Genomic DNA, 24238 nt, shown 5'->3' with positions numbered 1-24238 from the left:
GGGCTATAAGGTCCGATTTCAAAATCGTCGCCCTTCTTACTCAAGGACGAGTTCTGCTATCTTTTCAAGAAGGGTGCCGCGCTCTATCACACCGGGGATTATTTCATCACCCAATACGAACGTCGGCGTTCCAGTTATACCCAAAGCTTCTGCCAAACGCAGAGAGGCAGCAATGTGTTCGTTCACGAGTTCTGATTGCATGTCTGTTTTCAAAACTTCGAGATCAAGACCTACATCGCCTGCAATTTTCATAACGCTTGCTTCAACGGCTTGCCCGTTCAATGCCATCATTGCCTCGTGAAACTGCTGATATTTACCTTGGTTTCTCGCGGCAAGTGACGCGCGCGCCGCAACTTCGGAACCGGGCCCTAGGATCGGGAATTCACGATAAATAATGCGGACATCCTTGCTTGCCTCCAGTACCGCTTTGACCTCTGGTGCAGCGCGGCGACAATAGCCGCAGTTATAGTCAAAGAACTCGACAAGGGTGACGCTGCCATCCAAGTTCCCGAAGATCGGTGCATTCTTTTCGAAATCATCGCGCAACTCAGACAGGGCATCAGTCTGCGCTTCGGCGAGCGCTATATTTTCACGTTCCTGAAGGATTGAAAGCGCTTCGATCAGAATTTCGGGTTTTTCCAAGATCGCTTCAAGTGCGAGACGCTTGATATCGGCTTCATTGAGCTCTTGTGCGGCCACAGTAGTGAAAGAAAATGCTGCTATTACTGTTGCAAGAACAATTTTTGACAGGCCGCGTCGCGCTAATAACATCTTGAATCCTTCCTAGGATTGAGGGGGATCCGGGGGTGATTGAGTTATCTTCCCCAGAAATTCTTCTGCTGAAAAGCTACCGAAACACGCTGATCTCGCCAAGGCAGTGTTCTAAGTTGCGGGGTATAGGATCACTCGGGTGTCCAGCGGGACTTTATCATAAAATTGTACTATCTGATCGTTCACCAATCTGGCGCACCCGTTTGAGACTGCACGGCCGATAGTACTTGGGTCATTTGTGCCATGCACACGCAAAAAGGTATCGCCGCGACCCGGTTGAAAGAGGTAGAGGGCGCGCGCACCTAGAGGGTTGCTCAAACCGCCAGGCATTCCATTCCGTAACGGCCCATATTTCTGAGGCTCACGACGCAACATGCCCGGGGTCGGTGTCCAGCTGGGCCATTCCTTCTTTGCCCCAACATAGAATTCGCCTGCCTCATAAAGACCCGGGCGACCGATCCCGACGGTGTACCGAATTGCAGTGTTATCCGGTTGGGTCCAGAACAGGGCAAACTGGCTTGGTATAACATGAATTTCGTAGGGAACAGCGCCCGCTGGAATGCTTACTACTTGAGGCAAGTACTCCGGCGGCAAATCATACTTTGGCAGCACTACATGAGCTGAAACCGGTTGACTGCCCAAAGCACTGACAGCCCCGGCGGCAAGGAGAAATTTTCTTCGTTTCATGAGGCTATGGCTTTCGGGTGGTGAACACAGAATTAGCGCTGGCACACGAGATCAGACTTTAACAAGTCATGCGGAATCAAAACAGTTTCACTTGTGTTCCTACTTCGGCCAAAGCGAACAATTCTTTGATATGTTCGTTGTAAAGACCGATGCATCCATTCGACGATCGGCGGCCAATCTTCCGCGTGTCTCCTGTCCCGTGGACGCGATAATACTGCCATGACAGGTAGAGAGCGTGCGTGCCCAAAGGATTATCAGGACCAGGTGGAAAGTAGTCGGGCCATTCAGGATTGCGGATTTTCATTGAAGGAGTTGGGCGCCAGCTTGGACCCTCCGCTTTTTTGATCACGCTAGTGTACCCGCGTTTGGTAAGATCTTCGGACTCAGGCACACTGGAAGGATAAAGCTTATAAATGCCTTGGTCTTCGGACCAATACTGCACCGCTCGGGAATCTATATCGCAGAGTATGACCCCATGTTTCAGGTTGTCGAAGTGATCCTCCCAATTAGCAACGACAAAACCGGACGAGTTCCTGCGTACAGCTGGTGATGCTAACGGAGGCGTGTTTTGGGCAAATGCGGTGCCCGCTTTCAGAGTGAGGCCGCTCGCCGCTGCTCCAAGCAGGATACCGCGCCGCGAGATAGCCGTGTCTTTTACAAACTTCATTTCAATTCCCTCGAACTACACGTGTTCGATTTTCTACAACCTTCACCCACTGGAGGTTCAAACAATTTTTTATCACAAAAATGTGAGGTCGGTAATTTTGAGATTTTGGACGGGCGTGCAATTGCGTCATCCTGCAGTTTCGGTGCTACGAAGCTAAGCCCTACCCCGCCGCAAGTAGCGAACCGTTCGCGTTAAGATGGCTTGCATAGGTTGCTCTGGTCCGAAATGAGTAGTTTAAGGATGACTAACGGGGATGCAATTTCGAGCTAACCCTTCCATTCACTACGATACGGAGAGGAACAGTAGAATGAAATTAGGTGTGAGTGGTTTCGGGATTGCGATACTGGCGCTTGGAGGCTGCTCCAGTCTTGACGATCAAACAGGAACCACAAATGATGGTTTCATCAAAGAACTGCCAGAAGGTGTTCTCGAAATAGCCGCGCCGTTCCAAGATCTGAACGCTGTTCGGATAGAGCCGACAGACGGATGCTTCGTTTATCGTTATGTCGGTCCTGTTGAGACAATCTACTTGCCGTTGAGATCGAAAAGGGGCAACCCAATTTGTACTAGACCCCAAGCGGTGTCCGTGACTGGCTGATACTGCCGCAGGCATGAATTATCTCGATAATATTAGGTGCAGAACGGCTGCATGCTTAGCTCTGCGCTGTGACCCTGTCTTCAGGCGGATATAAGAACGCTGTGGACCCAGTGGAAACCTGATCGTAAAGCCCATTGATGTGAGCCATGACCATACGCACACATCCTGAACTTGCACGACCGCCAATTGATTGTGGACTGGGTGTGCCGTGGATGCGCAAATACGTATCGCGATTGCCAACAAAAAGGTAAAGCGCCCGGGAACCAAGCGGATTGGTAGGCCCTCCATCCACCCCGTCGGCGACAGGACCGTAAATCGACGGTTCCCGCTCGATCATCGCAGGTGTAGGCGTCCACGTTGGCCACTGGGTTTTTCGCCGGATCAAATATGTGCCTGGCTCGTATAGATTGCCCTTAGCAATCGCAACGCCATATCTCATCGCTGTTCCGTCGTTGCGGATATGATAGATATAGCGTGCGACGGCATCGACATGGATGTCACCCGGCGTAAGGCCGTCGTTTGCCTGCACGAGCTGAGGAAGAAAACGTGGGTGAAAGCCCCACGGATTGGACGTAGAAGGATCATAGTTTGCTGGCGTTACTTGTGCATCCCAAGCCGACCACTTCGATCTATCAGATGTTGGAGCGGCCAATGCTGCCTGCGGTATAGGCGTCGAGAACAATGCGGTGGTTGAAAGGACAAAGTGGCGTCTGGTTAACATAACAATGTAACCTCCTAGTTAGTGTAATGGGAAAACATATGTCAGTGACCGGATGTAATTCCAAGTGGAACCAATCACATGTTCGTGCAAAGGCTATGGTCGCAACGTCCTGTTTCCTGTTTAAAGTTCCTTGGAGATGCGCCCAAAGGGTCCAATGCACCACCTGCCCCACTTGCGTTGTTCATTAGAAGAACCTTCTGGTCGCCCTCAGATATTCTGCATAGGCGTCACCGTATTTTTCCAACAACCAAGGCTCTTCCGAAAAGGGTGCCAGAGCAAGCGCCACAATGCCTGTGATGATCACCGGCCAAGACATAATCGAAGCAGAAAGGATTCCAATTCCAACAAGGATCGCGATATCTGCCAGATATTGAGGGTTTCGGGAATATCTATAAAGGCCAGTGGTTCGCAGAGATCCTTTTGCTCCGCTCGTAGCCGCGAAGCCAAGATGAAGTACGCCAGCCCACACCACGACATTCCCAAAAATGAGCAGGACCAGCCCCAATCCCCACCGCAAGAATGCAGGGACATCCAAAATGCCCCATTCGACAAAGCCTATGAAAATTGCTGAGCCGAAGCCGATACAAGTGAGAGTCCAAACCGCGATCCGATGCATCGCTGTCGACTGTTCGGGCGGCCAAACACGCTGTTTTGGTCGGTAAATTGACCATGCCAAACCAAGAATCAATAAACTGTTGGCAAGGCACCCAAGTATTGCTGCAAGCACTGTGAACTCATTCATGGCCATACCGTGTGGCCTCTTCGTGCTTGTCGCATGATCGCTCGAATTCCAGTGTCGAATGAGAAATGCCGAACTCCTCTTCCAGGCGGGCTTTGATTTTCTTCTTCAGAGTCTCCAGATCGTCCCAGCGTGCGTCCTCGATCACCACATGAGTGTCGAGCGCCGCTTGATGTTCCTGCATTTGCCAGAAATGCGCGTGATGCAGTTCTTCGACGCCGTCGATGTCCTCAATGGCCGCAATCACAGCGTCGATGTCCACATCCGGTGGACTGCCGAGCATAAGTGTCCGAATAGGTCCGCCGATTTCGGTAAAGGCGAGCCAAAGTATATATGCAGCGATACCTATGGTAATTGCCGGATCAACCCAACGGATATCGTAGAGCAGGATCAGAACGCCGCCGACGATAACTGCGACGGATGCCAAAGCATCACTGAGGTTGTGCAAGAACAACGCACGGATGTTCACGCTCCCCTTTTGCATGGAATACGTGAGCATCGCGGTGAGCGTGTCGACCGCTAAAGCGACGCAACCAAGAAGTACGACTGTCCAGCCCTCGATCTGCGGTGGATCCGCGAAGCGCATTGCACCCTCGTAGACAAGATACATCCCAATGATAATCAGCGACGTGTAGTTGATCAGCGCTGCAACGATTTCGATCCTGCCATAGCCAAAGGTCATCTTTGCATCTGCCGGGCGGCGGGCGATTTTGCGCGCGCCAAAGGCGATGACGAGTGAGGCCATATCCGAGAAGTTATGTATGGCATCGGCGATCAACGCGAGGCTTCCCGAAAGAATTCCGCCAACGATTTGAGCAACGGTCAGCAGACCGTTCGCCCAAATGGCGACTCCAACGCGACGGTCTCCCGACTGCGGGTCTATTCCGTGATCATGAGGCATTCAGTGCCCTTCTCTCAATATTCAGGACCATCCCATTGCCCCTCCCTTCGAAGACAAACTTAGGCGCCTAACAAAAAGGTCGCTGGTCATGGCCAGAAGCCCCTCGGTCGCGAGTAAAATTGCGGAAACAATTGTTAACGGAACAGCGATGATGACATGAAACATTGGAATTGCAGTTATTACCCGCAAATGGAGCCAACTAGCGGTCATGACGATCCAACCCCGCCTTCACGAACAAACTGTACAGAATTGGTTTCAGCCATCGGGATCACTGGAACAACCCCACTGCGTATTCGTCGCACGCGGGCATTCATCCAGTGACGGATCAGATATCGATAAAGCAGCCCACGAAGACCTCCAAAGGATTGTTGATGCTGCGCATAAAAGTCGTCTGGCGTGTCGAACAGACCAAGATCGGCGTTAATGCCGGTTTTTTGGATGAAGGTATCTGTTCCGCTCCATTCGATGGATGGTGAAGAAAGGCGGTCTGTTCCGACCCCATAGCCACACAGACTGTCGTTATCGCGAACAAATCTGTCCTGAAGAGCAGACAAGACCGCGTCGTCCAAAATAAAGCCTTCCAGATTGATCCAACGCCCTCGATGCAAGATTTCCACCCAGCTATGAAGGATGCTCTCAGGCGCAATCGGATAGATGAGTTCTGGTACGATCCCACGCTGCAAGGATTTATGGATTGTGAAGCCGTGCAATCGACAAGGGATGTCGACCGCACGCAACAAAGCCATCAATAGCGTGGCCTTGGTGTTGCATTGACCATATCCGTCACGCAGTACTGCTGAGGCTGGCATGTCGTCTGCAGCATTGTAGCCAAAAACGATTTCGTTGCGCACGTAGTCGTAGGCAGCACCAATCCGGTGGAATTCGTCCAAAGACAACCAGCTGCGCTCGCGGATCAGATTTGCGATGGCGTCCCCATCGAAATCGAGTAATGGCGAAACGCCCAGATGGGTCTTGTTGTCTTCATTCTTCATAGCTCTATCCGACGCATTGTTTGCGATATTCGAAAGATAGGAGCTACAGTGCCTAGAGGTTCAAGAACTTTCTTCCATTGTTATCACGCTCCGATTTCATCATGATTTGTTAGACATTCAGAGTGATCTCGCAGCACTTCAAGAACCTTGCATTCGGCAACGCTTTCGCCATCACACTCGGCAACCATCCGTTTCAACTCCTTCTTGAGGGCCTGAAGGCGTTTGATCCGCTGCTCGACCTGGCGAAGTTGTCGCCGCGCGATAGAATCCGCCTCTGCACAGGATTGAGACGGGTTGTCCGACAGGTCCAGAAGTTCGCGGATTGAGTCGAGCGAAAAACCAAGTTGACGCGAGTGTCGAATAAAGGCGAGGCGATCGAGATCTTTTACATAATATCGCCGTTGCCCACCTGACGTCCGTCCGGCCTCGTTCATCAATCCAATCTGTTCGTAGTAGCGGATTGTTTGAACCTTGGTCCCAGTCTTCCGCGAGAGCGTACCAATTGCCAGCATGAGCATTCCTTTATCTAAAGTCACTGTAGCTTATCAAAGTTCTAACTCCCTTGAAAAGCCAAAGGTTTCACAAAGTCGTGACATGATATCCTACCAAGCATCTTTTTGCTTGAACCTCTATCAGCTGTAGCTTGTATCCCACCCGAGAGGTGACTTGTTTTAAGGGCGAAGCTGGCAATGACAAAAGTGCGGATAATTCTCTGGTCCATAGTTGCGGTGGCGATCGCCATCGTTGGTGGTTTTTGGATATCAGAGCGTGGCCAGCTACCGGTTGCAGCCACTCGCCTGCCTGCGGCGGAGACTGTTTTAGCTGATTTTGAATTGACCGATCACAATGGCATGATGCGGACCGACGAAGAATTCCGTGGGCGATGGATGCTCGTCTTTTTTGGGTTCACTAACTGTCCGGACGTCTGCCCCATGGGCCTGGCAACAATCGCACAGGCAATGGATGATCTGGGCGCAGAAGGTGAAGCGGTACAGCCCCTTTTCATCACAGTTGACCCGGAACGGGACACGCCCAGTGTCCTGGCCAACTATATCCCACAATTTGGCCCCAGCATCCTCGGGCTAAGCGGCCCGCAGGAACAGACCCAACAAACTGCCAAAGCTTTCAAAGTCTATTATCAGCGCAATGAGGATGAATCTGCACCCGATGGATACACCATGGGCCATACTTCATCTTTTCTTTTGTTCGATCCGCAAGGCGAATTTGTTCGAATATACGAGTACGATTTGGATTCTTCTCAGATCGCCTCTGACCTTCAACAAAGGATTGGATCGTGACAACGCCTTCCGATCCATCAACGCCAGACAGTCGGTCAGTAACGTTCCTGTTCGCGGCTTGGTTTCTCGCCTTGGCCGCTTCACTTTCCGTTCTGTTCATCGGTGAGGTATTGGGCCAGACCCCGTGTCATCTTTGTTGGTTGCAGCGCGCCTTCATGTTCCCACTCGCCGTCATCCTTGGTATTGCGGCATGGCGTTCCGATCTGTTCATCTGGCGATATGCGGTGCCGCTCGCCTTTATAGGCGGTGCTATCGCACTCTATCATTGGCTGCTATATGCTGGGGTCTTGCCCGAGCCGATTACGCCCTGCACCGCCTCCGGACCATCTTGCACGGATGACGCAATGTTGATCCTTGGCCTGCCAATTCCCGCTCTCTCCTTTTTGATTTTCGGGGTAATTTCTGCCCTGCTCCTCCAACTTCGACGGATTGCCTCATGACACGCAAAACCCTTGTTCTCGTAACCCTGACCGCTGTACTGGCGCTTTTCGCCATCGGTGCCTGGTTTGTCTCTCGTCCTAACGTAACCCCGACTGCAACAGCCGCTCCTGTTGAGCAGCAAGACCAACTCGTTCGCGCCTACTCGCCTGTTTTGGGCCGCAAAGACGCTCCAGTGACGATTGTAGAATTTTTTGACCCAGCCTGCGAGGCGTGCCGCGCGTTTCACCCGATTGTGAAACAGATACTGGCGGATAATCCCGATGATGTTCGTGTGGTCATGCGCTACACGCCATTCCACGGGGAAGGGTCTGAGCTGGCAATCAAGATCATAGAAGCAGCAAGATTACAGGATGTCTTCATGCCCGTGCTTGAAGCGCTGCTGGAAAATCAACCGGCTTGGGCATCTCATGGTGCGTCAGCCGCAGAAAGGATTATCCAGATCGCGGCGACAGCCGGTTTGGACGTAAATGCCGCCGCGACCCAGATCAAATCCCCAAGTATCGTCGGTATCCTCAATCAGGATCGGGCCGATGTTAAGGCCGTCGGGATCGAGGGCACGCCGACCTTTTTCGTCAACGGAAAGCGATTGACCGACTTCGGTCCAGATCAACTGATCGCGCTTGTACAGGCAGAAGTCCAAGCTACTGCAAACAACTAACATCAGATTGGATAACCCTGACAGTGAGACATATTACAAATACCTTGCGCTGCATGTCCTTCGGTCTACTGATGGGACTTTCCACAGTTTCTGCAGCGCAAGAAAACGCAGGCGATATCAAGATCGTTGTTGAACAGCCATGGGCGCGTGCCAGCATTGGGACTTCACGCCCCGGTGGCGCCTATCTAGCGCTTCGGAACGAAGGAGATGTACCAGTTTACTTGGTAGGATTGCGGGCCGATATCTCGGCGATGCCTTCCATCCATGAAACCCAGACGAACGACGAAGGTGTCAGCCGCATGGTGCCTGCAGGTGACATTGAAATCCCAGCTGGAGGAACGCTGGCACTCGAACCGGGTAGCTATCATATCATGTTGATGAAATTGCAGTCGCCACTCGTGGAAGGCGAGACTTTCCTGATGACCCTACTCTTTTCGGATGGGTTGGAGATGGAAGTTGTAGTGCCTGTCCTGCGTATCGGCGCACGCGGCCCCGAAGGCTGACGCCAACATGAAACAGATTGGTAGAATCTTGATTGCCTGCGGCTTGGCGATATTAGCCGTTCTTTTCATCGGATGGTGGCAGGTTGATGGGCCGGGTGCGGCGTCGGTGCCGGGAAAACGTTCCCAACCGCTGACTGAAATGGACTTTGAGTTGACCAATCAGAACGGGGAAGCTGTCGGCCCGAAAACGCTCATTGGCCAGCCAAGCCTTGTCTTCTTTGGCTTCACCTATTGTCCGGACGTTTGTCCAACGACGCTTTCGGACATTTCCGCGTGGCTCGACGAGATTGGGCCGGACGCAGAGGCCCTTAACACCATCCTCATTTCTGTGGATCCAGACCGAGATACCGTCGAAGTGATGGCCGAATATGTCTCCTACTTCCATCCACAGATTCAAGGTTGGACTGGTTCAGATGTCCAAGTCGCCTCTGCTGCGGCAGGATTTCGCGCAGTCTATGAAAAGGTGATGCGCGAAGACGGCGACTATACGATGAACCACACAGCAGGGGTTTTCCTGTTCGACGCGACAGGTCGCTTCGTTACCACGATCGATTATCACGAACCGCGCGAATTCGCCGTGCCTAAGATCAGGCGGGCAATGCAAAGCCAAGACGAGAGGGCAGAAACTTGAGATTGAAATATTTCGTGCTGGGAACAGCTGTCAGCGCAGCTGCTATGGCGTCGCTGACCGCCAGAACCATGATGACACCGAACGCGCCAGCTCCGGAAGTGATAGTTCGGGCTGCAGAGCTTTCGCAACCACCAGCAGAACCCTTTTCTTTGGATTTTTCCATTACCTTTGCAACAGAGGTGGTTAACAGGAATGCTACTCTAGCCCCATTGCTTCATTCGTCCGATTTCACTCGGCCTGATGAGCTGACGGCAGTCACACAAGCTCTTGCTATCCCAGCTTGGGAAGCGACGGTAACAGATGGCGATACGCTTGATTCAATCCTAACCCGCGCCGATATGGACGCACCGCTGCGGGCCGAAGTAGCTCTTGCCATTGCTGCAGAATACGACTTGCGCAGATTAAGACCCGGCCATCAGCTGCGCGTCAATTTTCAGCCCAACGGGTCCCCGTCATTCGTCGCTTTAACAGTCGATGAAGGTGTCCAAATCGAAGTCACACTCGATGGTAAGGTCGCTGGTCGCACTAGACCCCCCGTCCTTACGTCTGTCGAGCAAGCAGGTCAGCTTGTCGTCAGCGGATCCATTTATTCTTCCTTGGATGCAGCCGGCATTCCTGCTCGCTTTGCGGTCGATCTGGCCGAAATTTTAAGTGATGCAATCGATTTTCGGCGAGATCTTAAAGGCGGCGAGAAACTCAACATCCAATGGGCACAATCGGTTCTTGCTGACGGGTCGAAAGTTGGGCAACCGAAGCTAACCTACGCGGCTCTTGATTTAGCGAAGGATATATTTGAAGTCATTTGGTCTGACGAGGATAGCGGCAAGGCGACTGTCTATCTGAATGGGGATGTCCTGCGAAGAATAGCACCACCTGTAAAGGGCGCGCGCCTATCTTCGGTTTTTGGCCGACGCAAACATCCAATTTACGGCAACGTTCGAATGCACACTGGTGTCGATTACGCAGCCGTTAAAGGGACGCCAATCAGCGCGACCGCACCGGGCCGGGTTTCCTTTATTGGATGGCAGAACGGATATGGCCAAGTGGTGGAGATATCTCACGGCTCCAACACGATGACCCGGTATGCCCATTTGAGCGCCGTACCCAATGGACTGAAAACCGGAAACCACGTACTTGCCGGAGAAGTCATTGGTCAGGTAGGCGAGACAGGTACTGCGACAGCCCCCAACCTGCACTACGAAGTACGGATAGACGGGCGGCCGATCAACCCGCTTGGAAAGGAACTGATCGCCTCGGTAGAAAATCCTGATACCGCGGGTGCGTCAGCGCTCCTTGAGAAAACACGCGCGCTGTTTACAGCGACGCTTAGCGACGAAATATGAACAATCGAATAGGATAACGCATGCTCCCCAAAATTGAACTGATCTTTGGCGCTGTGCTGCTGGCGACCGTGTCAACGACCGCCGCAGCCCAGACGGCCATTCAAGTCGCCAAGACGCGCGGCTGCGGATGCTGTGTGGCTTGGATGGACAGACTTTCAGACGCTGGTTTCTTACCGGAGGGCGAAAATATTGGGGGAGCACTGATCCGTTTGAAAATGGATCGGGGTATCCCTGTTGCAATGTTTTCATGCCACACCGCAACGGTCAAAGGCTACACGATAGAAGGGCATGTGCCACCTGCCGACATCACGCGTCTTCTTGAGGAACGCCCGGATGCAGTCGGTCTTGCTGTGCCCGGAATGCCAATCGGCTCACCCGGCATGGATTTTGGGGAAACTTCCGACGCCTATGATGTCTTTCTGGTGAAAAAGGACGGTAGCACCGAGATATTCTCTTCCTATCCGGCAAATTGAACATGGAGGCGCTCACGACCCTATCTCCTATCGCCTTGGGCTTTTATGGAAGCCTTGCAGCCGGTCTTATGACGTCCGTCGGTGCCGTTCCGGTTCTCTTTGGCAGCACGCCCTCGCGAAAATGGCGCGACATCTCTCTTGGCTTTGCCGCAGGGGTGATGCTAGCGGCTTCGTTCTTCTCGTTGATCATTCCAGCGCTCGATGTTGCTGAAATTCGATACGGGGATGGGGCGATCCCGGCATTGATTGTCTGCGTTGCGATCCTGCTTGGGATGGGGGCAGTTGCCATTATGAACGAAGTGATCCCGCATGAGCACTTCAGTTCAGGGCGCGAAGGTCCTGAGGCCGCATCTCTGCGTCGAGTTTGGCTATTTATCATAGCAATCACCATTCACAACGCCCCAGAGGGTCTGGCCGTTGGGGTCGCGTTCGGCGCGGACGGGTTTGCGGGGGGATTTCCAGTTGCGTTGGGTATCGGATTGCAGAACGCGCCAGAAGGACTGGCGGTCGCGGTTGCATTGCTCGGTGAGCGATACTCTGCAAAACGGGCCTTTAGCATCGCAGCTCTCACTGGCTTGGTTGAGCCTGTCACCGGCTTTCTTGGTGCTGCAGTTATCGTGGTTGCTCAACCCCTTTTGCCTTGGGGTCTCGCCTTCGCGGCGGGCGCTATGCTCTACGTCATCAGTCACGAGATCATCCCCGAAACCCACCGCAGTGGACATCAGAAACAAGCAACGACCGGGTTAGCAATCGGTCTGGTTGTCATGCTGTTCCTCGACGTTTGGTTAGGCTGAAACATGGCAATCCGTTCTCTGGGAATTTGTGCAGCCGTCATTGCATTTGCTGCCGACCAAGCGTCAAAAGCATTCGTGCTTGTAAATGCAGAAACGTTAACCGCTGGCGTCAATGTCGCGCCCGGTTTCAACTTGGTTTTTCACCGTAACACCGGCGTTACTTTTGGTCTTCTACAGGGCACGCCATGGTGGGCGCTAGCTATCGTTGCGACCGCTGTTGTTCTGTTTCTGGCCATTTCGCTAGTACGGTCGACTGCAATAAGTGAAGCTGTTGCCTATGGTATGGTCATAGGCGGTGCTCTTGGAAATATTCTGGATCGCATCCGCTTCGGCGGCGTAACTGATTTTCTGGATTTCTATATTGGGACGACACACTGGCCTGCATTCAATTTGGCAGACGTGTTTGTGGTTTGTGGCGTTGGTCTTCTGCTGATCACTGCTGGTCGGGAACATGCCGCCATAAAAAAAGCGCCTGAGTAGAGAGTGAGACCCTCAATTAGCATTTCCAGTCTTGGTCCAAGGTTTAGGACGGACATAGTCCCGTTTATCGTTGCTGTCGTTCTCGGAGTCAGTGTTGTTTTTGCACTACCACCGTTCTCAACTCCGTTTGTATTGCCCATCGGTTTTGGTGGGCTGCTTTACCTCACCGCCAACAAGGGTCGAACAAGAGCGTTTCTTACCGGATGGGCTTTCGGCTTCGGCTTTTTCCTGTTCGGACTGTCATGGATTGCGGAAAGCTTTTTTGTTGATGCTGAACGTTTCGGTTGGATGGCCGCCCCTGCCGTGATCGGGCTGGCAGGGGCGCTTGCGCTCTTTCCAGCGGCGGCGATGGTGGTTTTCGCCGCGACCAAGACGACAGGGGTGTCAGGCACCCTTGTCTTTGCTGCATGCTGGTCTGGATCCGAATGGCTGCGCGGCACCGTTCTTACTGGCTTTCCCTGGAATCTGATTGCTTACGCATGGGTCGATTACGATGTCCCGCGTCAGATGGCGGCACTATTCGGCAGCTATGGTCTAGGGTTGCTCACAGTGTTGCTCTCTACCCTGCCCACCGTGATTTTCACGCGAGATCGTTGGCAGAGTGGGCTTGCAGCCGCGATGTTTGTCATGTTGGCGGCGGGTATATGGATAAATAGCGAAGCCCGTCTGACCGGTGAAGATCAGCAAACCGCGGTCAATGTTAGAATTGTTCAGGGTAACATCCCACAGCGGGAAAAGTGGGATCCAGCGTTACGCGACCGCAATATCGCCCGTTATCTGGATTTGTCTGCTCAGCCGGGCCAGTTTGATATCCTGCTTTGGCCCGAGAGTACCTTTCCTGGATACCTCGAAGAAGATCAGTGGATGCTGGGAGAGATCGCGAAGCTTTTAACTGATAATGCCGTCCTGTTAACGGGGGCGCAAACGCGCGAAAACGTTGACGGTGAACAGCAATACAAAAATGCGGTTCTCGCAATCGATTCAACAGCTCAAATCATAAACCGCTACGCAAAACATCACCTCGTCCCGTTCGGCGAATACGTGCCCCTTCGAGACCTCCTGCCGCTTAGGCGGCTAACTGCTGGATTGGGTGACTTCACACCAGGGTCCGGGCCGGAGACGTTTCGCATGCCGCAACTGCCCGGCGTCGGTCTGTCAATCTGTTATGAAGCAATCTTCCCCGGACAAATTATAAATTCGACAGATCGGCCTGAATGGATTTTTAACGCCACGAACGACGCCTGGTTCGGCGCATCAATTGGCCCGAACCAGCATTTGGCATCTTCGAGAATGCGCGCCGTCGAAGAGGGGCTTCCCTTTATCCGCGCAGCCAATACCGGCATTTCAGCCATCATAGATGGTAATGGTCGCCTGATTTCGCATCTCGGTTTGGGCGAGACCAATATACTGGACGGCGCTCTGCCTGCGGCGCTTTCACCAACACCATTCTCAAGCTACGGACAGGTAATGTTCTGGTTGGTCTTTGCTGTGAGCCTGACGATGGCGGCAATACTAAATTTTAAAAAGGACAGCGTATCATGATGACGATCTTAGCAGCTTTGGCTGGAGCCATATGGGGTGCGTATCTTGCGAAGAAGCGCGGTGGTAACAAGAAAGACATTGCTCAATACGCAGTGAGTTCCGCACTCGTATTTGGCCTTTTGGCAATGGTTGTCTCAATCATTCTCTTAAGGTTCATTTGAACGAAACTGGCGATCTCTACGAAAACCTAGGCGAAGATGTCGATTGGCGTCCCGTCACGAACCATTGCGTAGATGTCTTCTATCTCGCGATCAGACACTGCAATACATCCTGCTGTCCAGTCGGGTTTGATTGGGTCAATATCCAATCGCGGTCCGCCATGTATAAAGATGTCGCCACCGGGACTGCGGCCCTGTGCGGCTGCATAAGCAATATCCGCTTCATTCGGATAGGATATACCGACCGACAGATGGAACAGGCTGTTTGGATTGCGCTTGTCCACAGTATAGGAGCCTTCCGGTGTTTTTCCGTCACCTTCAAACTGCTTGGGACCCGCGGGTGCAAAGCCGAGGTCAAATTTATACGTCTTCAGGACCTTTGAATTATTGTAAAGGAAGAGGGTTCGATCGTCCTTGAACATCTGCAAGCGCGTGACTTCTGGACCGCTATAGGTTCGAAACTTGTTCGCGCAGCCAGCCAAAGTAAGAGCCAATCCGCCCAGAACCGCGAAGCGGCGTGTCGTTCGTGTCATTGTTTCGCCCGATCTCTTTGTTCTTAGTTTTTCAACTCATGTTGGCACAAAGGGCGTTTCTTTATCAATGCCCTGTGCCATTTGTTCATCAGGCTATTCGCCACCTGACGGATCATCACGACCAGTCTTTGCACGCAACAGCCGCAACGCATTAGCCATGCATCCTGTAACGTCATCCGACAGGCTGCTATAACCGCCTCCACCCGACCACAGAAAGGCCGAGAAAGACCAAAAGCAACAGGATGCTCAAAGCGCCCCATCCCTCCACCACAGCACGCTCGATCACAGCACCAAAGTAATATCCAGCGCCCACCAAAAGCCCCGTCCACAACAGGGCCGAAGATGCATTTAACAACGTAAACACAGACCATTTCATTTGTGTCAGACCCACCGGCAGCGCCCCGATCGTGCGCATCCCTTTGGGATAGCGATAGATGTAAATGTAAATCCAGCCATAGGCATCCAACATCGCCTCGGCTTTGACCATTAAGGCCGACAGACGGGGCCGTGACGCCAAAAAGCCGCCGCCAAAACGGCGCGCCACCGCAAAGCGCATTTCATCCCCCAAATAGCCGCCTGCAAATGTCGCCAAGGCGACCAATGCGACATCCAAGACTCCGGCCTGCGCGGCATAGCCCCCAAACAACGGCAAAGCCCCACTTTTCAATGCGCAATAGCCAAAAAGAAGCAAGTAAACTAAAGTGCCATACTGCGAGATCAGGGTTAGAATGGCTTCCAATTGGGTTAATCCTTTGGGGGGAAGGTTTTTGAAATAGACGAGCGCGCCACACTGCCGAATATGCGCAACGTTAGGATTTTTCACCTAGCAGACACGCCTGCCCAGAAGCTACAGAGAATGTTGCAATTGGTACCGAGGTTTTTGACGCAAGTTGTACATGATTGCTTGCCAACGAGAGCTGCGCTAGCCTCCATTATTGAGTATCCTGCGCAAGCCGGTCCCTCAATTCATTGCGAAGCTGTTCGTGTATTGCTCATGATGTCCCTCCTAAGCGGGTGTTTATGCCACTTCCGACGGATCATCACGATCGGTCTTTGCACGTAAAAGCCGCAGCGCATTGGCCACCACCAGCAGGGAAACGCCGACATCCGCAGCGATAGCACCCCACATCGTTGCCATCCCGAAAGCCGTTAAGCCAACGAACAGCGCCTTGGTCGCCAGCGCAATGCCAATATTTTGATGGATGATATTCATTGTTCGACGTGAATGACCGACGAGCCACGGTACCTTGCCGATATCATCGGTCATCAGTGCAATATCGGCCGTCTCAATCGCTGCGTCAGATCCGACTGCACCCATTGCAATTGCGAAATGTGCCCGCGCCATGGCCGGCGCATCGTTCACACCATCGCCGATCATCGCCACGACATCGTAGTTGGCAACCAGCTCCTCAATCGCCGTCACTTTGTCCTCGGGCAGCAGCTCTGCGCGAACTTCGTCAATGCCGACCTCTGCCGCTACGGCGCGCGCTGTGCGCTCGTTGTCACCCGTTAACATGATGATCTTTTTCACCCCTTGGGCATGGAGGCGTGCCACCACTCCCTTTGCATCCGGCCGAATGCGGTCGCGCAATTCGATTAGACCCAGCAAACGATCCCCGGACCCGACGGCAACAAGCGTACTTCCAGCTCCCTCAATCCGTTCCAATAGGTCACGGGGAATGGTATCACCCAGTCCTTTTTCGGTGGCAAAGCGGTCGGAACCAAGCCACACAGATTGCCCTTCCCATGATCCCTCTACGCCGCGACCCGGCACAGTTTTCGTGTCCGTAGCCACCGATTGCTTCAATCCGTCGCGTTCACCGCGCGCAAGGATAGCGCGTGCCAGCGGGTGGGATGAGCGGGCTTCCAGCGCAACAGCGGCACTCAAGAGGTCACGCTCGGCAGTGCCACCCAAGGGATGCAGACCCGCGACTTCCGGTTCACCCATGGTGATCGTTCCGGTCTTGTCCATCGCCAGTGCGGTTAGGCGTGAGGGTGCTTCGACATAGGCGCCGCCTTTGATCAGCACGCCGTTGCGTGCCGACGCCGCGAGAGATGCAACGATGGAAACAGGCGTGGAGATGACAAGCGCACAAGGGCAAGCGATCACGAGCAGCACCAACGCGTTATAGAACCAGTAATTCCATGCCCCTGAAAATAGAAGTGGCGGCACGATTGCAATCAGCACTGCCAATATCATGACGATGGGCGTGTAGATGCGTGCAAATTTCGTGACCCATTGTTCGACCTCGGCGCGCCGCGAATGGGCATCGCCGACCATTCGGATAATCTTTGACAGAACGGTATCGCCTGCGGCTTTCGTCGCCCTAACCGTCATTGTTCCGTCACCGTTGATCGTACCGGCATAAACCTCATCGCCGGTTTCTTTGGCGACCAGCGCGCTTTCACCAGTGATCGGGGCCTGATCGACATCACCGCGACCCTCGGTCACTTCGCCATCAAGCGGAATTCGATCCCCTCCCCGCACAACAAAGCGATCTCCAATGGCAACCTCTGCTGCAGGAACATCGGCCTCAGACCCATCTGCACGAATGACCCGCGCCGTCGGTGGTGCCAGATCAAGCAAGGCCGAGACCGCATTGCGGGCCCGTCCCACGCTCCAAGATTCCAAAGTTAGCGACAGGGCAAAGAAGAAAGCGACCGTCGCCGCTTCAAAGAATTCACCAAGTCCGATCGCACCGGCCACGGCGACGATCATCAATAGGTTCATGTCCGGCGACAACCGGCGCGCAGCCGACCAGGCTTTGGGCGCGACCAGCCAGGCACCGAACACGACCGCAAGCAAAAACAGACCCACCTCGATCAGAGGCATTGAGGTTTCGCCATGACCAGAAAACAACCGTAACGCACCCCCTGCCCCGGTCTCGACGATATGGTAGAGGAATCCCGCCGCCCACAAACCGCCGCTCAGACCTGTGAACAGACGCTGGCGGGCGAAATGCTCCGCCTGATCCGCTTCGGCGCTTTCGGCGTTCCACATTTTCGCGCTCATTCCGGTCGAGCCAACGATCTTGATAATTTTGTCATCGCTAAGCGGCTTGGCGCCTTCGAGGATGGTCATACGCCCATTGATCACGTCGAAAGCCAGATGCTCACTCCCTCCAACCTCCGGCCCGACAACCTTGCTCAGGATCGCAACTTCGTCCGCGCAGTCGAGCCCATTTACGCGAAAACTGCGGCCTGAATTTGGCGGCGGCGCTGGCTGCGCCAATGTATCGGCGGATGCGCCGCAGCAAGTATCTTCTTCGTGACCGTGAGCGGCATCATGTGGCATCTTGGCGTCCTTTAGCACTTTTCCTTTCCGGTGTAGGAGCTTCAGTAACTAGAGGTGCAAGTCAAAAGTTTGTATATCTTAAAAGGTGAACGCGCATCCCAGCAGATAATCCCTTAGAACTCAGGAACTGCACTGCTCACTCAGATCTATCCGATCGTCGAAAGAATGGGAAAGGTGCCAAGCAGCCAATACGCAAACCGTGAAAGCTGCCCAGTGATGACCGCAACTCCCATAACGACCATGGCAATCCCCGCTCCCATGTAAAGCCAGCGTCCGGCCTTGCTGATCCCCCGGATGCGCGCTGCGATAGCATCGGTAAAAAGCGCGGCAAGCAAAAACGGAACACCAAGCCCTGCCGAGTAAATTGCGAGCAACCAGATACCGTCAGACATCCCGCCTGAGGTCGAACTCAGCGTCAGGATCGCTCCGAGTATGGGACCAATGCAGGGTGTCCAACCAAAGGCGAATGCAAGACCCAGCACGTAAGCCCCGAATGGACGTCCCCCCGGAATGTTGAGGTTCAATCTGGTATCACGCGACAATGCCGGAATGCGGAACACGCCCAGCATAACCAAACCAAACAGTATGATGATCCCACCACCAAGATAATTGAGCTCAGCCCGCCATGTCAGCAAAAGCGATCCGAGCGCGCTGGCACCGGCCCCAAGGGCGATAAAGACCGTCGAGAACCCCAGAACGAAACAGGCGCTTAACCCCAAAGCTCCGGCCCGTGCCCGCATCCCAACCTGACGGGTCGTGCGCAGACCGGGCTGACCGGCGATGAAAGAGACATAGCCAGGCACCAAGGGAAGAACGCAGGGTGACAGAAACGATATGGCCCCCGCCAAAAAGGCCGCAAGGATACCAATACCAGAAATATCCATCGCTATAACTCATCTGCATTGAAAGGACGCGAAGCCCACCAAAAGGCGGCTATCGGGATAAAAATCCATTGCAAGACAGGCGACAGTCCCGCATCGAGAATAGGAATAATTGGCATGAGATCCGAATAGGCCCAAGCCGCCCGGATCACAATATTCAGCCATTCACTGAACAGCGTGTAAGCTAGGCCGAATGCAACAGTGAGAACAGTCACCTGCTGGCGTGTCTGTCGGGCGAAGGGCCAGCCTTGACCGGCCAGCATCAACGTCAGCATGAGCGCACTCATCGCGATTAGAATGTCTCCCCCTGTACAATGAAGCGCCGCGAAAACAATCTCGCCCCAGCTGCCCTCATTCCAGATCGTATAGAGCGGCATGTGCGCGAATTCCCAGATCAGGTTTGCGGGGATGATCACTGAAAAATAGCGGCGCAGGGCACGCAGTGAAATCTGTGCCCCGTGCCTGCCAATTGACCGGGTGGACGCAAGGCTCATCGAAAAATACCACTCAGCCGACTCGACCAACTTGTGCCAGTCCCGCCCTTCATACAAAGCCCCAGTCCGCACATCACGCCACAGGGTGCAAGCGATACAAGGATCGGCGCAAGCCCTGCTGCGGTCAGCCATCCCCAATTCAGGGCCAATCCGCTCCCGATCATAATGATTACACTAACAAGCAGTAAGCGCCTGCGCGTCATCCATTGCGGCCGACGGCCAATGACTGACGCATCCTCGCTGCCAGTGTCATGCTGTGAAATTTGAACCATCTGGTTGCTGCCTTTTGATGTTGGGCGTTCGATCATTCCAGTTGCTGTAGGGTCAAGGTGCCGTGATGAAATTCCCATAGTACTCATTCGATAAACCCCCTCAGGAACGCTATCATCTCAGGATCATCCCATTCCGCCGGTCCGACAAGCCGCCCTAGTTCCTGACCTTGTCTATTGATCAGGATTGTCGTTGGTAAACCAACCGTGCGTAAAGCAGTTGCTGACAACATGGTCTTATCGACATACGTTTTCAGATGTTTCACACCGATTTCATCGTAGAACCTCCGCACGACCGGCGTTCCGGCACGGTCGATTGAGAGGGCAACCACCTCGAAATTGTCGCCGCCGAGCGTCGCCTGCAATGCGTCTAACGTCGGCATTTCTTCGCGACACGGAATGCACCAAGTTGCCCAGACGTTTACCAAAAGCACCTTGCCTCGCAGCGATTCCATATCTTTGCGTGTGCCGTCCTCAAGCAAGAAGCGCACGTTGATTACGGGTTGCGGCTCGTCATGCAGCGCAAAACCTTGCGGCGCTGCAAATGCGCCGGTGACCCACACCAGGAAAAGAACGACTGTCAGTTTCAGCGAAGTCATTGTGCTACCTTCTCAGGGGTTGAAGATTTCAGATTGCGAACGATTGGCATGATTGTGTCTTGCAGAATTGTGCGTGTAATAGGCCCGACATGGCGATAGGCGATGGTTCCATCAGCGGCGATGACATATGTTTCGGGTACGCCATAAACACCCCATTCGATGCCGACGCGGCCATCTCTGTCCGCGCCGATGCGGGTATAGGGGTCACCCAGTTCATCCAGCCATGCCCGTGCCTGTTCGGGCGGGTCCTTATAGTTGATACCATAAAGCGGTACCTCGCCAATTTCGGCAAGCTCGATGAACAGCGGATGTTCCGCGCGACATGGCACACACCAGGATGCAAACACGTTCACCATTGAAACATGCCCGGCCAGGTCTTGTGTCGACAACCCGTCGTCCCTGCCAAGGACGGGGGGGAGCGAGAATTCTGGCACAGACTTATCAAGCATCGCCGAGGGCAGCGCCTCGTCGCGGTTGAACAGCCCCCAGGCGAAAAACGCCATCAGTACAAAAGCAACAGCAGGCGCCACCACAAGGCCTGAGACGCGATACCATGGCCGTGTTTGCTGCATGGATTTGTCCGCCCCCCTCATTGCTGTGCCTCGATGTCGGCACGCGTTATATCTTCTTGCGCAGCCTTCTCACGATCGGGCCATGTGCTCTTGATGTAATCGAGGATCGCTTCGATATCTTCGCTCGAAAGTGTGTCTGCAAATCCTGGCATGTCGCTTTCGTACCCGTTCCCGACGATCGCCGCCGTTCCCCGTGTGATGATGTCTGTCAACACGCGGTCGGCATGATGCCAGGTATGTCCCGAAGCATCGTGGGGTGGAGCTGGCAGCCTTCCGTTTGGCAACCGCAAGCGCCAGTCGGGCTGGCCCTCCAGATTTGCGCCATGACAACTTGCGCAGTTTTCCTGATAGAGTGTCTCACCGTTCAGAAGTTCAGTATCTTGCGCTGCCGCCGCGCCAGCCGCCGCCAATGTAAAGACCCAAAGGCCGAGCCACTTTATCATTTTTTCACCCACCTTCTTCGGAGCCAGATGCAGAATAGCGCAATCGCGGCGAGCCCGATCAGTATCAGCAAGACACAAAATGCCCAGATCAACCCCATCGACAGCAAGCTGTCACCACTGGCAGCGCCGCTACTACGCATCGTGCAGCATTTTATTTACTGTCATCAGAGCGGATATATTTTACCAATGCGATTGCCGCGAGCACGAGCACCACTATGAATAGCAACCACACGAGACCCATACCGATCATCATGCCGCCGCCCATCGTTCCACCATCCATCATCATACTCTTCATCCTTCGCGTTTCTAAAAATTGTCCGGCACGGTTTCGCGCCGGACAATTGGTTTGCCTATTCGACCGCATAAACCGTCGGGTCCACGCCTTCTTCAATGGCGTAAACTTTGAATGGCTCTTGCTTTGCGCCGCCCATACCGGGTGATCCCATCGGCATCCCGGGAAGCGTAACGCCGACGATGTCGGGTTTTTCAGACATGACTTTGTTGACCACATCAATGGGCACATGACCACTGATCACATAATCCCCGATAAAGGACGTATGGCATCCCTGAAAGTCTTCCGGAATACCGGCATCACTGCTGATCTGCACAAGATCATGGGTTGGTTTGACGTCTACCTCAAAGCCATTTTTACGCAGGTAATCAGCATAGCTTTCGCAACAACCGCACTGTGGGTTTTTGTAGAGCGTGACCGTTTCAGCAGCCAAGGGTGCCGCATTCAGGCTCATTGCCAATAGGGCAACACTTCCTGCAGCAGCCAGACTGGTAGATCCGAACAGTTTTTTCATGATCTTCTTCCTTTTCTTCCGTTAATTCTGCGTATTTTTAAGATTTTGTCGCATCCAATTCGACGCGGATAACCCCCATCATACCTGCGGCCTGATGCTCCATGATGTGGCAGTGAAACATCCAGTCTCCGGGGTTGTCGGCCACAAAGGCGATGTCGACCTTTTCGCGTGGTGCCATCATGACGGTATCCTGCCACTCAAGGTGCCGTGTTGGCTGCCCGTTTCGAGCAATCACGCGGAAAGTATGGCCGTGAAGATGGATCGGGTGCGGCCAAGCGGTCCGGTTCTCCATTTTAAGGATATGTGAAGTCCCAAGCGGCAGTGTCAGCAGCGGGTCCATAATGAGTCCGTTCGCGGCCTTTCCATTGATGAACCAGATATTGCCTTGACGCATCTGACCCATCATCGACCCCATGCCATCGCCCATCATCATCTGCCCCATCATCCCGCCATTGAAGACAATCTGATGCCGTGTCGCGTTTTTGATGTCGGGATCAGCCAACGGGTTAGGCGCAAGGACCATTGACCAGTCCGGCACCGTTTTCCGCAAAGCATCAGAGCCATAGGCAAAATCAACCAGCCGGAATTCGAGGTCTTTGTAATAGACGTCATTCACGCTCAGAAGATCGCCGGGCTTTCCAGTAAAATCGATCACAACATCAACGCGCATAGCGGGTCCAATGACGATAATCCCGTCATCTGGTGCGTGCGGCACAACGGGCTGGCCGTCCATCGCGATTACCACAGGATCAAGATCGCCAAAATCCAACCCGAATATCCGGGCATTTGCCGCATTGATCAGGCGCAGGCGAATACGTTCACCAGCCTGAACCGCCATGCGATCAGGTATTTGGCCATTTATCGTGACAGTGTTTCCGATCCGACCGCCATGCATAGCATCGCCTTGATTGCCGAAATCATTCGAGAGCTGACCGTCGTTTGTCATCCGCCAGTCATCCAGCATCCAGGTCACATCACGGTCCACGCGGATCGGTTCAGCCTCTTCGACAATCAGCGGACCATAAAGGCCGCGACCCAATTGTTCGAAACTGCGTTGATGCGGGTGGTACCAGAATGTTCCCGCATCCAGAGCGTCGAACTCATATTGGAAATCACCATTAACCGGGATCGGGTCTTGTGTAAGAAACGCCACCCCATCCATCGCATTTGGCGTACGAATGCCATGCCAATGAATGGTCGTCCCCTCCTGCAGACGGTTTTCAGCCAGAACGCGTATCCGGTCGCCTTGACGGACCCTGATTTCCGAACCGGGAACGGCACCGTTATAACTCCAGACGTCAGTCAAGCTGTATGGTGCAGGGCGCAGTCCGGCCTTCGAGGGTGCGGCGCGCAAACGAAGCGGCTCGTCGGATTGCTGCGCCACCGCTGCCCGCATCGGCGACATAAGCGATATTGAAGCGAACGCCGCACCGGTGCAAAGCACGCCTCTTCGTGTCATTGGAACTTGTTTGCTCATCGAGACTTTCCTGATCTAAATTGGGCTGCGCTCAGCCACACAGGGGCGATGCACCGCTCAGTCCCCCTGCAGATTGCAAGGCCGAGAATGTACTAGATCGGAAGTTTCGGGGGGAAAGGATCGAGTGCCGGTGCTGTCCCTATTGGGAGCAACAGATCAATGCTCGACCGCATGAGACCGAATGGCTTAGGAAATTGTGTTGAAGATTTCTGCGGCGCAATCATTGCAGATGAACCGCCCAGGCCGCAGGGCACAGTACATCCACTGTCACAGATGATGCCCGCACCATCAGTTGACGGGCATCCCGCACAAGTCTGATCCTGATCGTCCATCTGCATTGCCATGCTGGGTTCTTTCGCCGAACCATATTCAGGCGCAACTACGACGCCAATAGTCAGGACAAGAATCAGGAAAAGGTGCAGTATTGATCTCATGAAAGCACTTATGCAGCCTTCCAGTTGGTGGAGGTCAA

General features: G+C 53.7%; 31 protein-coding genes. 12 read left to right on the top strand and 19 right to left on the bottom strand.

Annotation, left to right across the window (positions count from 1 at the left end; genetic code table 11):
* Positions 1 to 36: 36 nt before the first annotated feature.
* From KZZ06_RS18205 to KZZ06_RS18195, 3 genes are all read right to left on the bottom strand, one after another.
* Positions 37 to 771 carry a DsbA family protein gene (locus KZZ06_RS18205; protein WP_257884458.1) on the bottom strand — a complete coding sequence of 245 codons (735 nt, stop codon included), beginning with the start codon at positions 769 to 771 and terminating at the stop codon, positions 37 to 39.
* A gap of 111 nt (positions 772 to 882) precedes the next feature.
* Positions 883 to 1458 (bottom strand): L,D-transpeptidase, encoded by a 576-nt coding sequence (locus KZZ06_RS18200; protein WP_219581426.1) that lies wholly within the window; start codon positions 1456 to 1458, stop codon positions 883 to 885.
* 76 nt (positions 1459 to 1534) lie between these two features.
* Positions 1535 to 2125 (bottom strand): L,D-transpeptidase, encoded by a 591-nt coding sequence (locus tag KZZ06_RS18195; RefSeq protein WP_219581425.1) that lies wholly within the window; start codon positions 2123 to 2125, stop codon positions 1535 to 1537.
* Between the two features lie 307 nt (positions 2126 to 2432).
* Between KZZ06_RS18195 and KZZ06_RS18190 the strand changes: the two genes are divergently transcribed.
* The gene (locus KZZ06_RS18190; RefSeq protein ID WP_219581424.1) at positions 2433 to 2723 is read left to right on the top strand and encodes a hypothetical protein; all 291 of its coding nucleotides are present in this window, start codon (positions 2433 to 2435) and stop codon (positions 2721 to 2723) included.
* A gap of 55 nt (positions 2724 to 2778) precedes the next feature.
* Here the strand turns inward: KZZ06_RS18190 and KZZ06_RS18185 are convergent, their stop codons facing one another.
* From KZZ06_RS18185 to KZZ06_RS18165, 5 genes are all read right to left on the bottom strand, one after another.
* On the bottom strand, positions 2779 to 3444 hold the full coding sequence (locus tag KZZ06_RS18185; protein ID WP_219581423.1) for a L,D-transpeptidase: 666 nt from the start codon (positions 3442 to 3444) through the stop codon (positions 2779 to 2781).
* 184 nt (positions 3445 to 3628) lie between these two features.
* Positions 3629 to 4186 (bottom strand): isoprenylcysteine carboxylmethyltransferase family protein, encoded by a 558-nt coding sequence (locus tag KZZ06_RS18180; protein WP_219581422.1) that lies wholly within the window; start codon positions 4184 to 4186, stop codon positions 3629 to 3631.
* Positions 4179 to 5084 carry a cation diffusion facilitator family transporter gene (locus KZZ06_RS18175; RefSeq protein WP_219581421.1) on the bottom strand — a complete coding sequence of 302 codons (906 nt, stop codon included), beginning with the start codon at positions 5082 to 5084 and terminating at the stop codon, positions 4179 to 4181. The genes KZZ06_RS18180 and KZZ06_RS18175 overlap by 8 nt, the downstream gene beginning before the upstream one ends.
* 206 nt (positions 5085 to 5290) lie before the next feature.
* On the bottom strand, positions 5291 to 6076 hold the full coding sequence (locus KZZ06_RS18170; RefSeq protein WP_219581420.1) for a transglutaminase family protein: 786 nt from the start codon (positions 6074 to 6076) through the stop codon (positions 5291 to 5293).
* A gap of 83 nt (positions 6077 to 6159) precedes the next feature.
* On the bottom strand, positions 6160 to 6588 hold the full coding sequence (locus tag KZZ06_RS18165; protein WP_219581419.1) for a helix-turn-helix domain-containing protein: 429 nt from the start codon (positions 6586 to 6588) through the stop codon (positions 6160 to 6162).
* 177 nt (positions 6589 to 6765) lie between these two features.
* Here KZZ06_RS18165 and KZZ06_RS18160 point away from each other — a divergent pair, with 177 nt between their 5' ends.
* From KZZ06_RS18160 to KZZ06_RS18110, 11 genes are read left to right on the top strand one after another with little or no spacing between them, the layout of a single operon-like run.
* Complete coding sequence (locus KZZ06_RS18160; protein WP_219581418.1) at positions 6766 to 7374, top strand: SCO family protein; 609 nt, start codon at positions 6766 to 6768, stop codon at positions 7372 to 7374.
* The gene (locus tag KZZ06_RS18155; protein ID WP_271437510.1) at positions 7371 to 7814 is read left to right on the top strand and encodes a disulfide bond formation protein B; all 444 of its coding nucleotides are present in this window, start codon (positions 7371 to 7373) and stop codon (positions 7812 to 7814) included. Before KZZ06_RS18160 ends, KZZ06_RS18155 begins: the two co-directional genes overlap by 4 nt.
* The gene (locus KZZ06_RS18150) at positions 7811 to 8473 is read left to right on the top strand and encodes a thioredoxin domain-containing protein (RefSeq protein ID WP_219581417.1); all 663 of its coding nucleotides are present in this window, start codon (positions 7811 to 7813) and stop codon (positions 8471 to 8473) included. Before KZZ06_RS18155 ends, KZZ06_RS18150 begins: the two co-directional genes overlap by 4 nt.
* Positions 8474 to 8496: 23 nt before the next feature.
* Complete coding sequence (locus KZZ06_RS18145; protein ID WP_308340039.1) at positions 8497 to 8976, top strand: copper chaperone PCu(A)C; 480 nt, start codon at positions 8497 to 8499, stop codon at positions 8974 to 8976.
* 7 nt (positions 8977 to 8983) lie between these two features.
* The gene (locus tag KZZ06_RS18140) at positions 8984 to 9607 is read left to right on the top strand and encodes an SCO family protein (protein WP_219581416.1); all 624 of its coding nucleotides are present in this window, start codon (positions 8984 to 8986) and stop codon (positions 9605 to 9607) included.
* Positions 9604 to 10950 carry a M23 family metallopeptidase gene (locus tag KZZ06_RS18135; RefSeq protein ID WP_257884457.1) on the top strand — a complete coding sequence of 449 codons (1347 nt, stop codon included), beginning with the start codon at positions 9604 to 9606 and terminating at the stop codon, positions 10948 to 10950. The genes KZZ06_RS18140 and KZZ06_RS18135 overlap by 4 nt, the downstream gene beginning before the upstream one ends.
* A 20-nt stretch (positions 10951 to 10970) precedes the next feature.
* Positions 10971 to 11423, top strand: coding sequence for a DUF411 domain-containing protein (locus tag KZZ06_RS18130; RefSeq protein ID WP_219581415.1), 453 nt, complete (start codon positions 10971 to 10973; stop codon positions 11421 to 11423).
* Positions 11424 to 11425: 2 nt separating this feature from the next.
* Positions 11426 to 12217 carry a ZIP family metal transporter gene (locus tag KZZ06_RS18125; protein WP_219581414.1) on the top strand — a complete coding sequence of 264 codons (792 nt, stop codon included), beginning with the start codon at positions 11426 to 11428 and terminating at the stop codon, positions 12215 to 12217.
* 3 nt (positions 12218 to 12220) lie between these two features.
* Positions 12221 to 12697: a signal peptidase II gene (gene lspA, locus KZZ06_RS18120; protein ID WP_219581413.1), complete on the top strand. Its 477-nt coding sequence runs from the start codon at positions 12221 to 12223 to the stop codon at positions 12695 to 12697.
* 3 nt (positions 12698 to 12700) lie between these two features.
* A complete protein-coding gene (lnt, locus tag KZZ06_RS18115; protein WP_308340038.1) occupies positions 12701 to 14239 on the top strand; it encodes an apolipoprotein N-acyltransferase in 1539 nt (512 codons plus the stop codon).
* Entirely contained in the window at positions 14236 to 14400 is a 165-nt protein-coding gene (locus KZZ06_RS18110) for a hypothetical protein (protein WP_219581412.1), read from the top strand. The genes lnt and KZZ06_RS18110 overlap by 4 nt, the downstream gene beginning before the upstream one ends.
* A gap of 26 nt (positions 14401 to 14426) precedes the next feature.
* On the opposite strand, the gene KZZ06_RS18105 is transcribed toward KZZ06_RS18110, so the two are convergent.
* The 11 genes from KZZ06_RS18105 to KZZ06_RS18060 form a co-directional block, all read right to left on the bottom strand.
* Positions 14427 to 14930 (bottom strand): murein L,D-transpeptidase family protein, encoded by a 504-nt coding sequence (locus KZZ06_RS18105; protein ID WP_219581411.1) that lies wholly within the window; start codon positions 14928 to 14930, stop codon positions 14427 to 14429.
* A gap of 187 nt (positions 14931 to 15117) precedes the next feature.
* A complete protein-coding gene (locus KZZ06_RS18100) occupies positions 15118 to 15669 on the bottom strand; it encodes a DedA family protein (RefSeq protein WP_219581410.1) in 552 nt (183 codons plus the stop codon).
* Positions 15670 to 15948: 279 nt separating this feature from the next.
* Positions 15949 to 18225, bottom strand: coding sequence for a cation-translocating P-type ATPase (locus KZZ06_RS18095; RefSeq protein WP_257884456.1), 2277 nt, complete (start codon positions 18223 to 18225; stop codon positions 15949 to 15951).
* A gap of 146 nt (positions 18226 to 18371) precedes the next feature.
* Entirely contained in the window at positions 18372 to 19109 is a 738-nt protein-coding gene (locus KZZ06_RS18090) for a cytochrome c biogenesis CcdA family protein (protein WP_219581409.1), read from the bottom strand.
* Positions 19110 to 19111: 2 nt separating this feature from the next.
* The gene (locus KZZ06_RS18085) at positions 19112 to 19600 is read right to left on the bottom strand and encodes a hypothetical protein (protein ID WP_219581455.1); all 489 of its coding nucleotides are present in this window, start codon (positions 19598 to 19600) and stop codon (positions 19112 to 19114) included.
* A 355-nt stretch (positions 19601 to 19955) separates the two neighbouring features.
* Positions 19956 to 20468 (bottom strand): TlpA disulfide reductase family protein, encoded by a 513-nt coding sequence (locus KZZ06_RS18080; RefSeq protein WP_219581408.1) that lies wholly within the window; start codon positions 20466 to 20468, stop codon positions 19956 to 19958.
* On the bottom strand, positions 20465 to 21040 hold the full coding sequence (locus KZZ06_RS18075) for a DsbE family thiol:disulfide interchange protein (RefSeq protein WP_257884455.1): 576 nt from the start codon (positions 21038 to 21040) through the stop codon (positions 20465 to 20467). The genes KZZ06_RS18080 and KZZ06_RS18075 overlap by 4 nt, the downstream gene beginning before the upstream one ends.
* A 17-nt stretch (positions 21041 to 21057) precedes the next feature.
* Positions 21058 to 21483 (bottom strand): cytochrome c, encoded by a 426-nt coding sequence (locus KZZ06_RS18070; protein WP_219581406.1) that lies wholly within the window; start codon positions 21481 to 21483, stop codon positions 21058 to 21060.
* 151 nt (positions 21484 to 21634) lie between these two features.
* Positions 21635 to 21769 carry a hypothetical protein gene (locus KZZ06_RS22605; protein ID WP_257884454.1) on the bottom strand — a complete coding sequence of 45 codons (135 nt, stop codon included), beginning with the start codon at positions 21767 to 21769 and terminating at the stop codon, positions 21635 to 21637.
* A gap of 64 nt (positions 21770 to 21833) precedes the next feature.
* Positions 21834 to 22289, bottom strand: a complete 456-nt coding sequence (locus KZZ06_RS18065) for a DUF411 domain-containing protein (protein WP_219581405.1) — start codon at positions 22287 to 22289, stop codon at positions 21834 to 21836.
* 37 nt (positions 22290 to 22326) lie between these two features.
* Positions 22327 to 23766, bottom strand: coding sequence for a multicopper oxidase family protein (locus KZZ06_RS18060; RefSeq protein ID WP_257884453.1), 1440 nt, complete (start codon positions 23764 to 23766; stop codon positions 22327 to 22329).
* Positions 23767 to 24238: the final 472 nt, after the last annotated feature.

Origin of the sequence: Sulfitobacter sp. CW3, from assembly GCF_019392245.1 — a bacterium.
Lineage (GTDB): Bacteria > Pseudomonadota > Alphaproteobacteria > Rhodobacterales > Rhodobacteraceae > Sulfitobacter.
The sequence above is the reverse complement of the archived record's forward strand: the minus strand, read 5'-3'. Positions and strand labels throughout refer to the sequence as shown.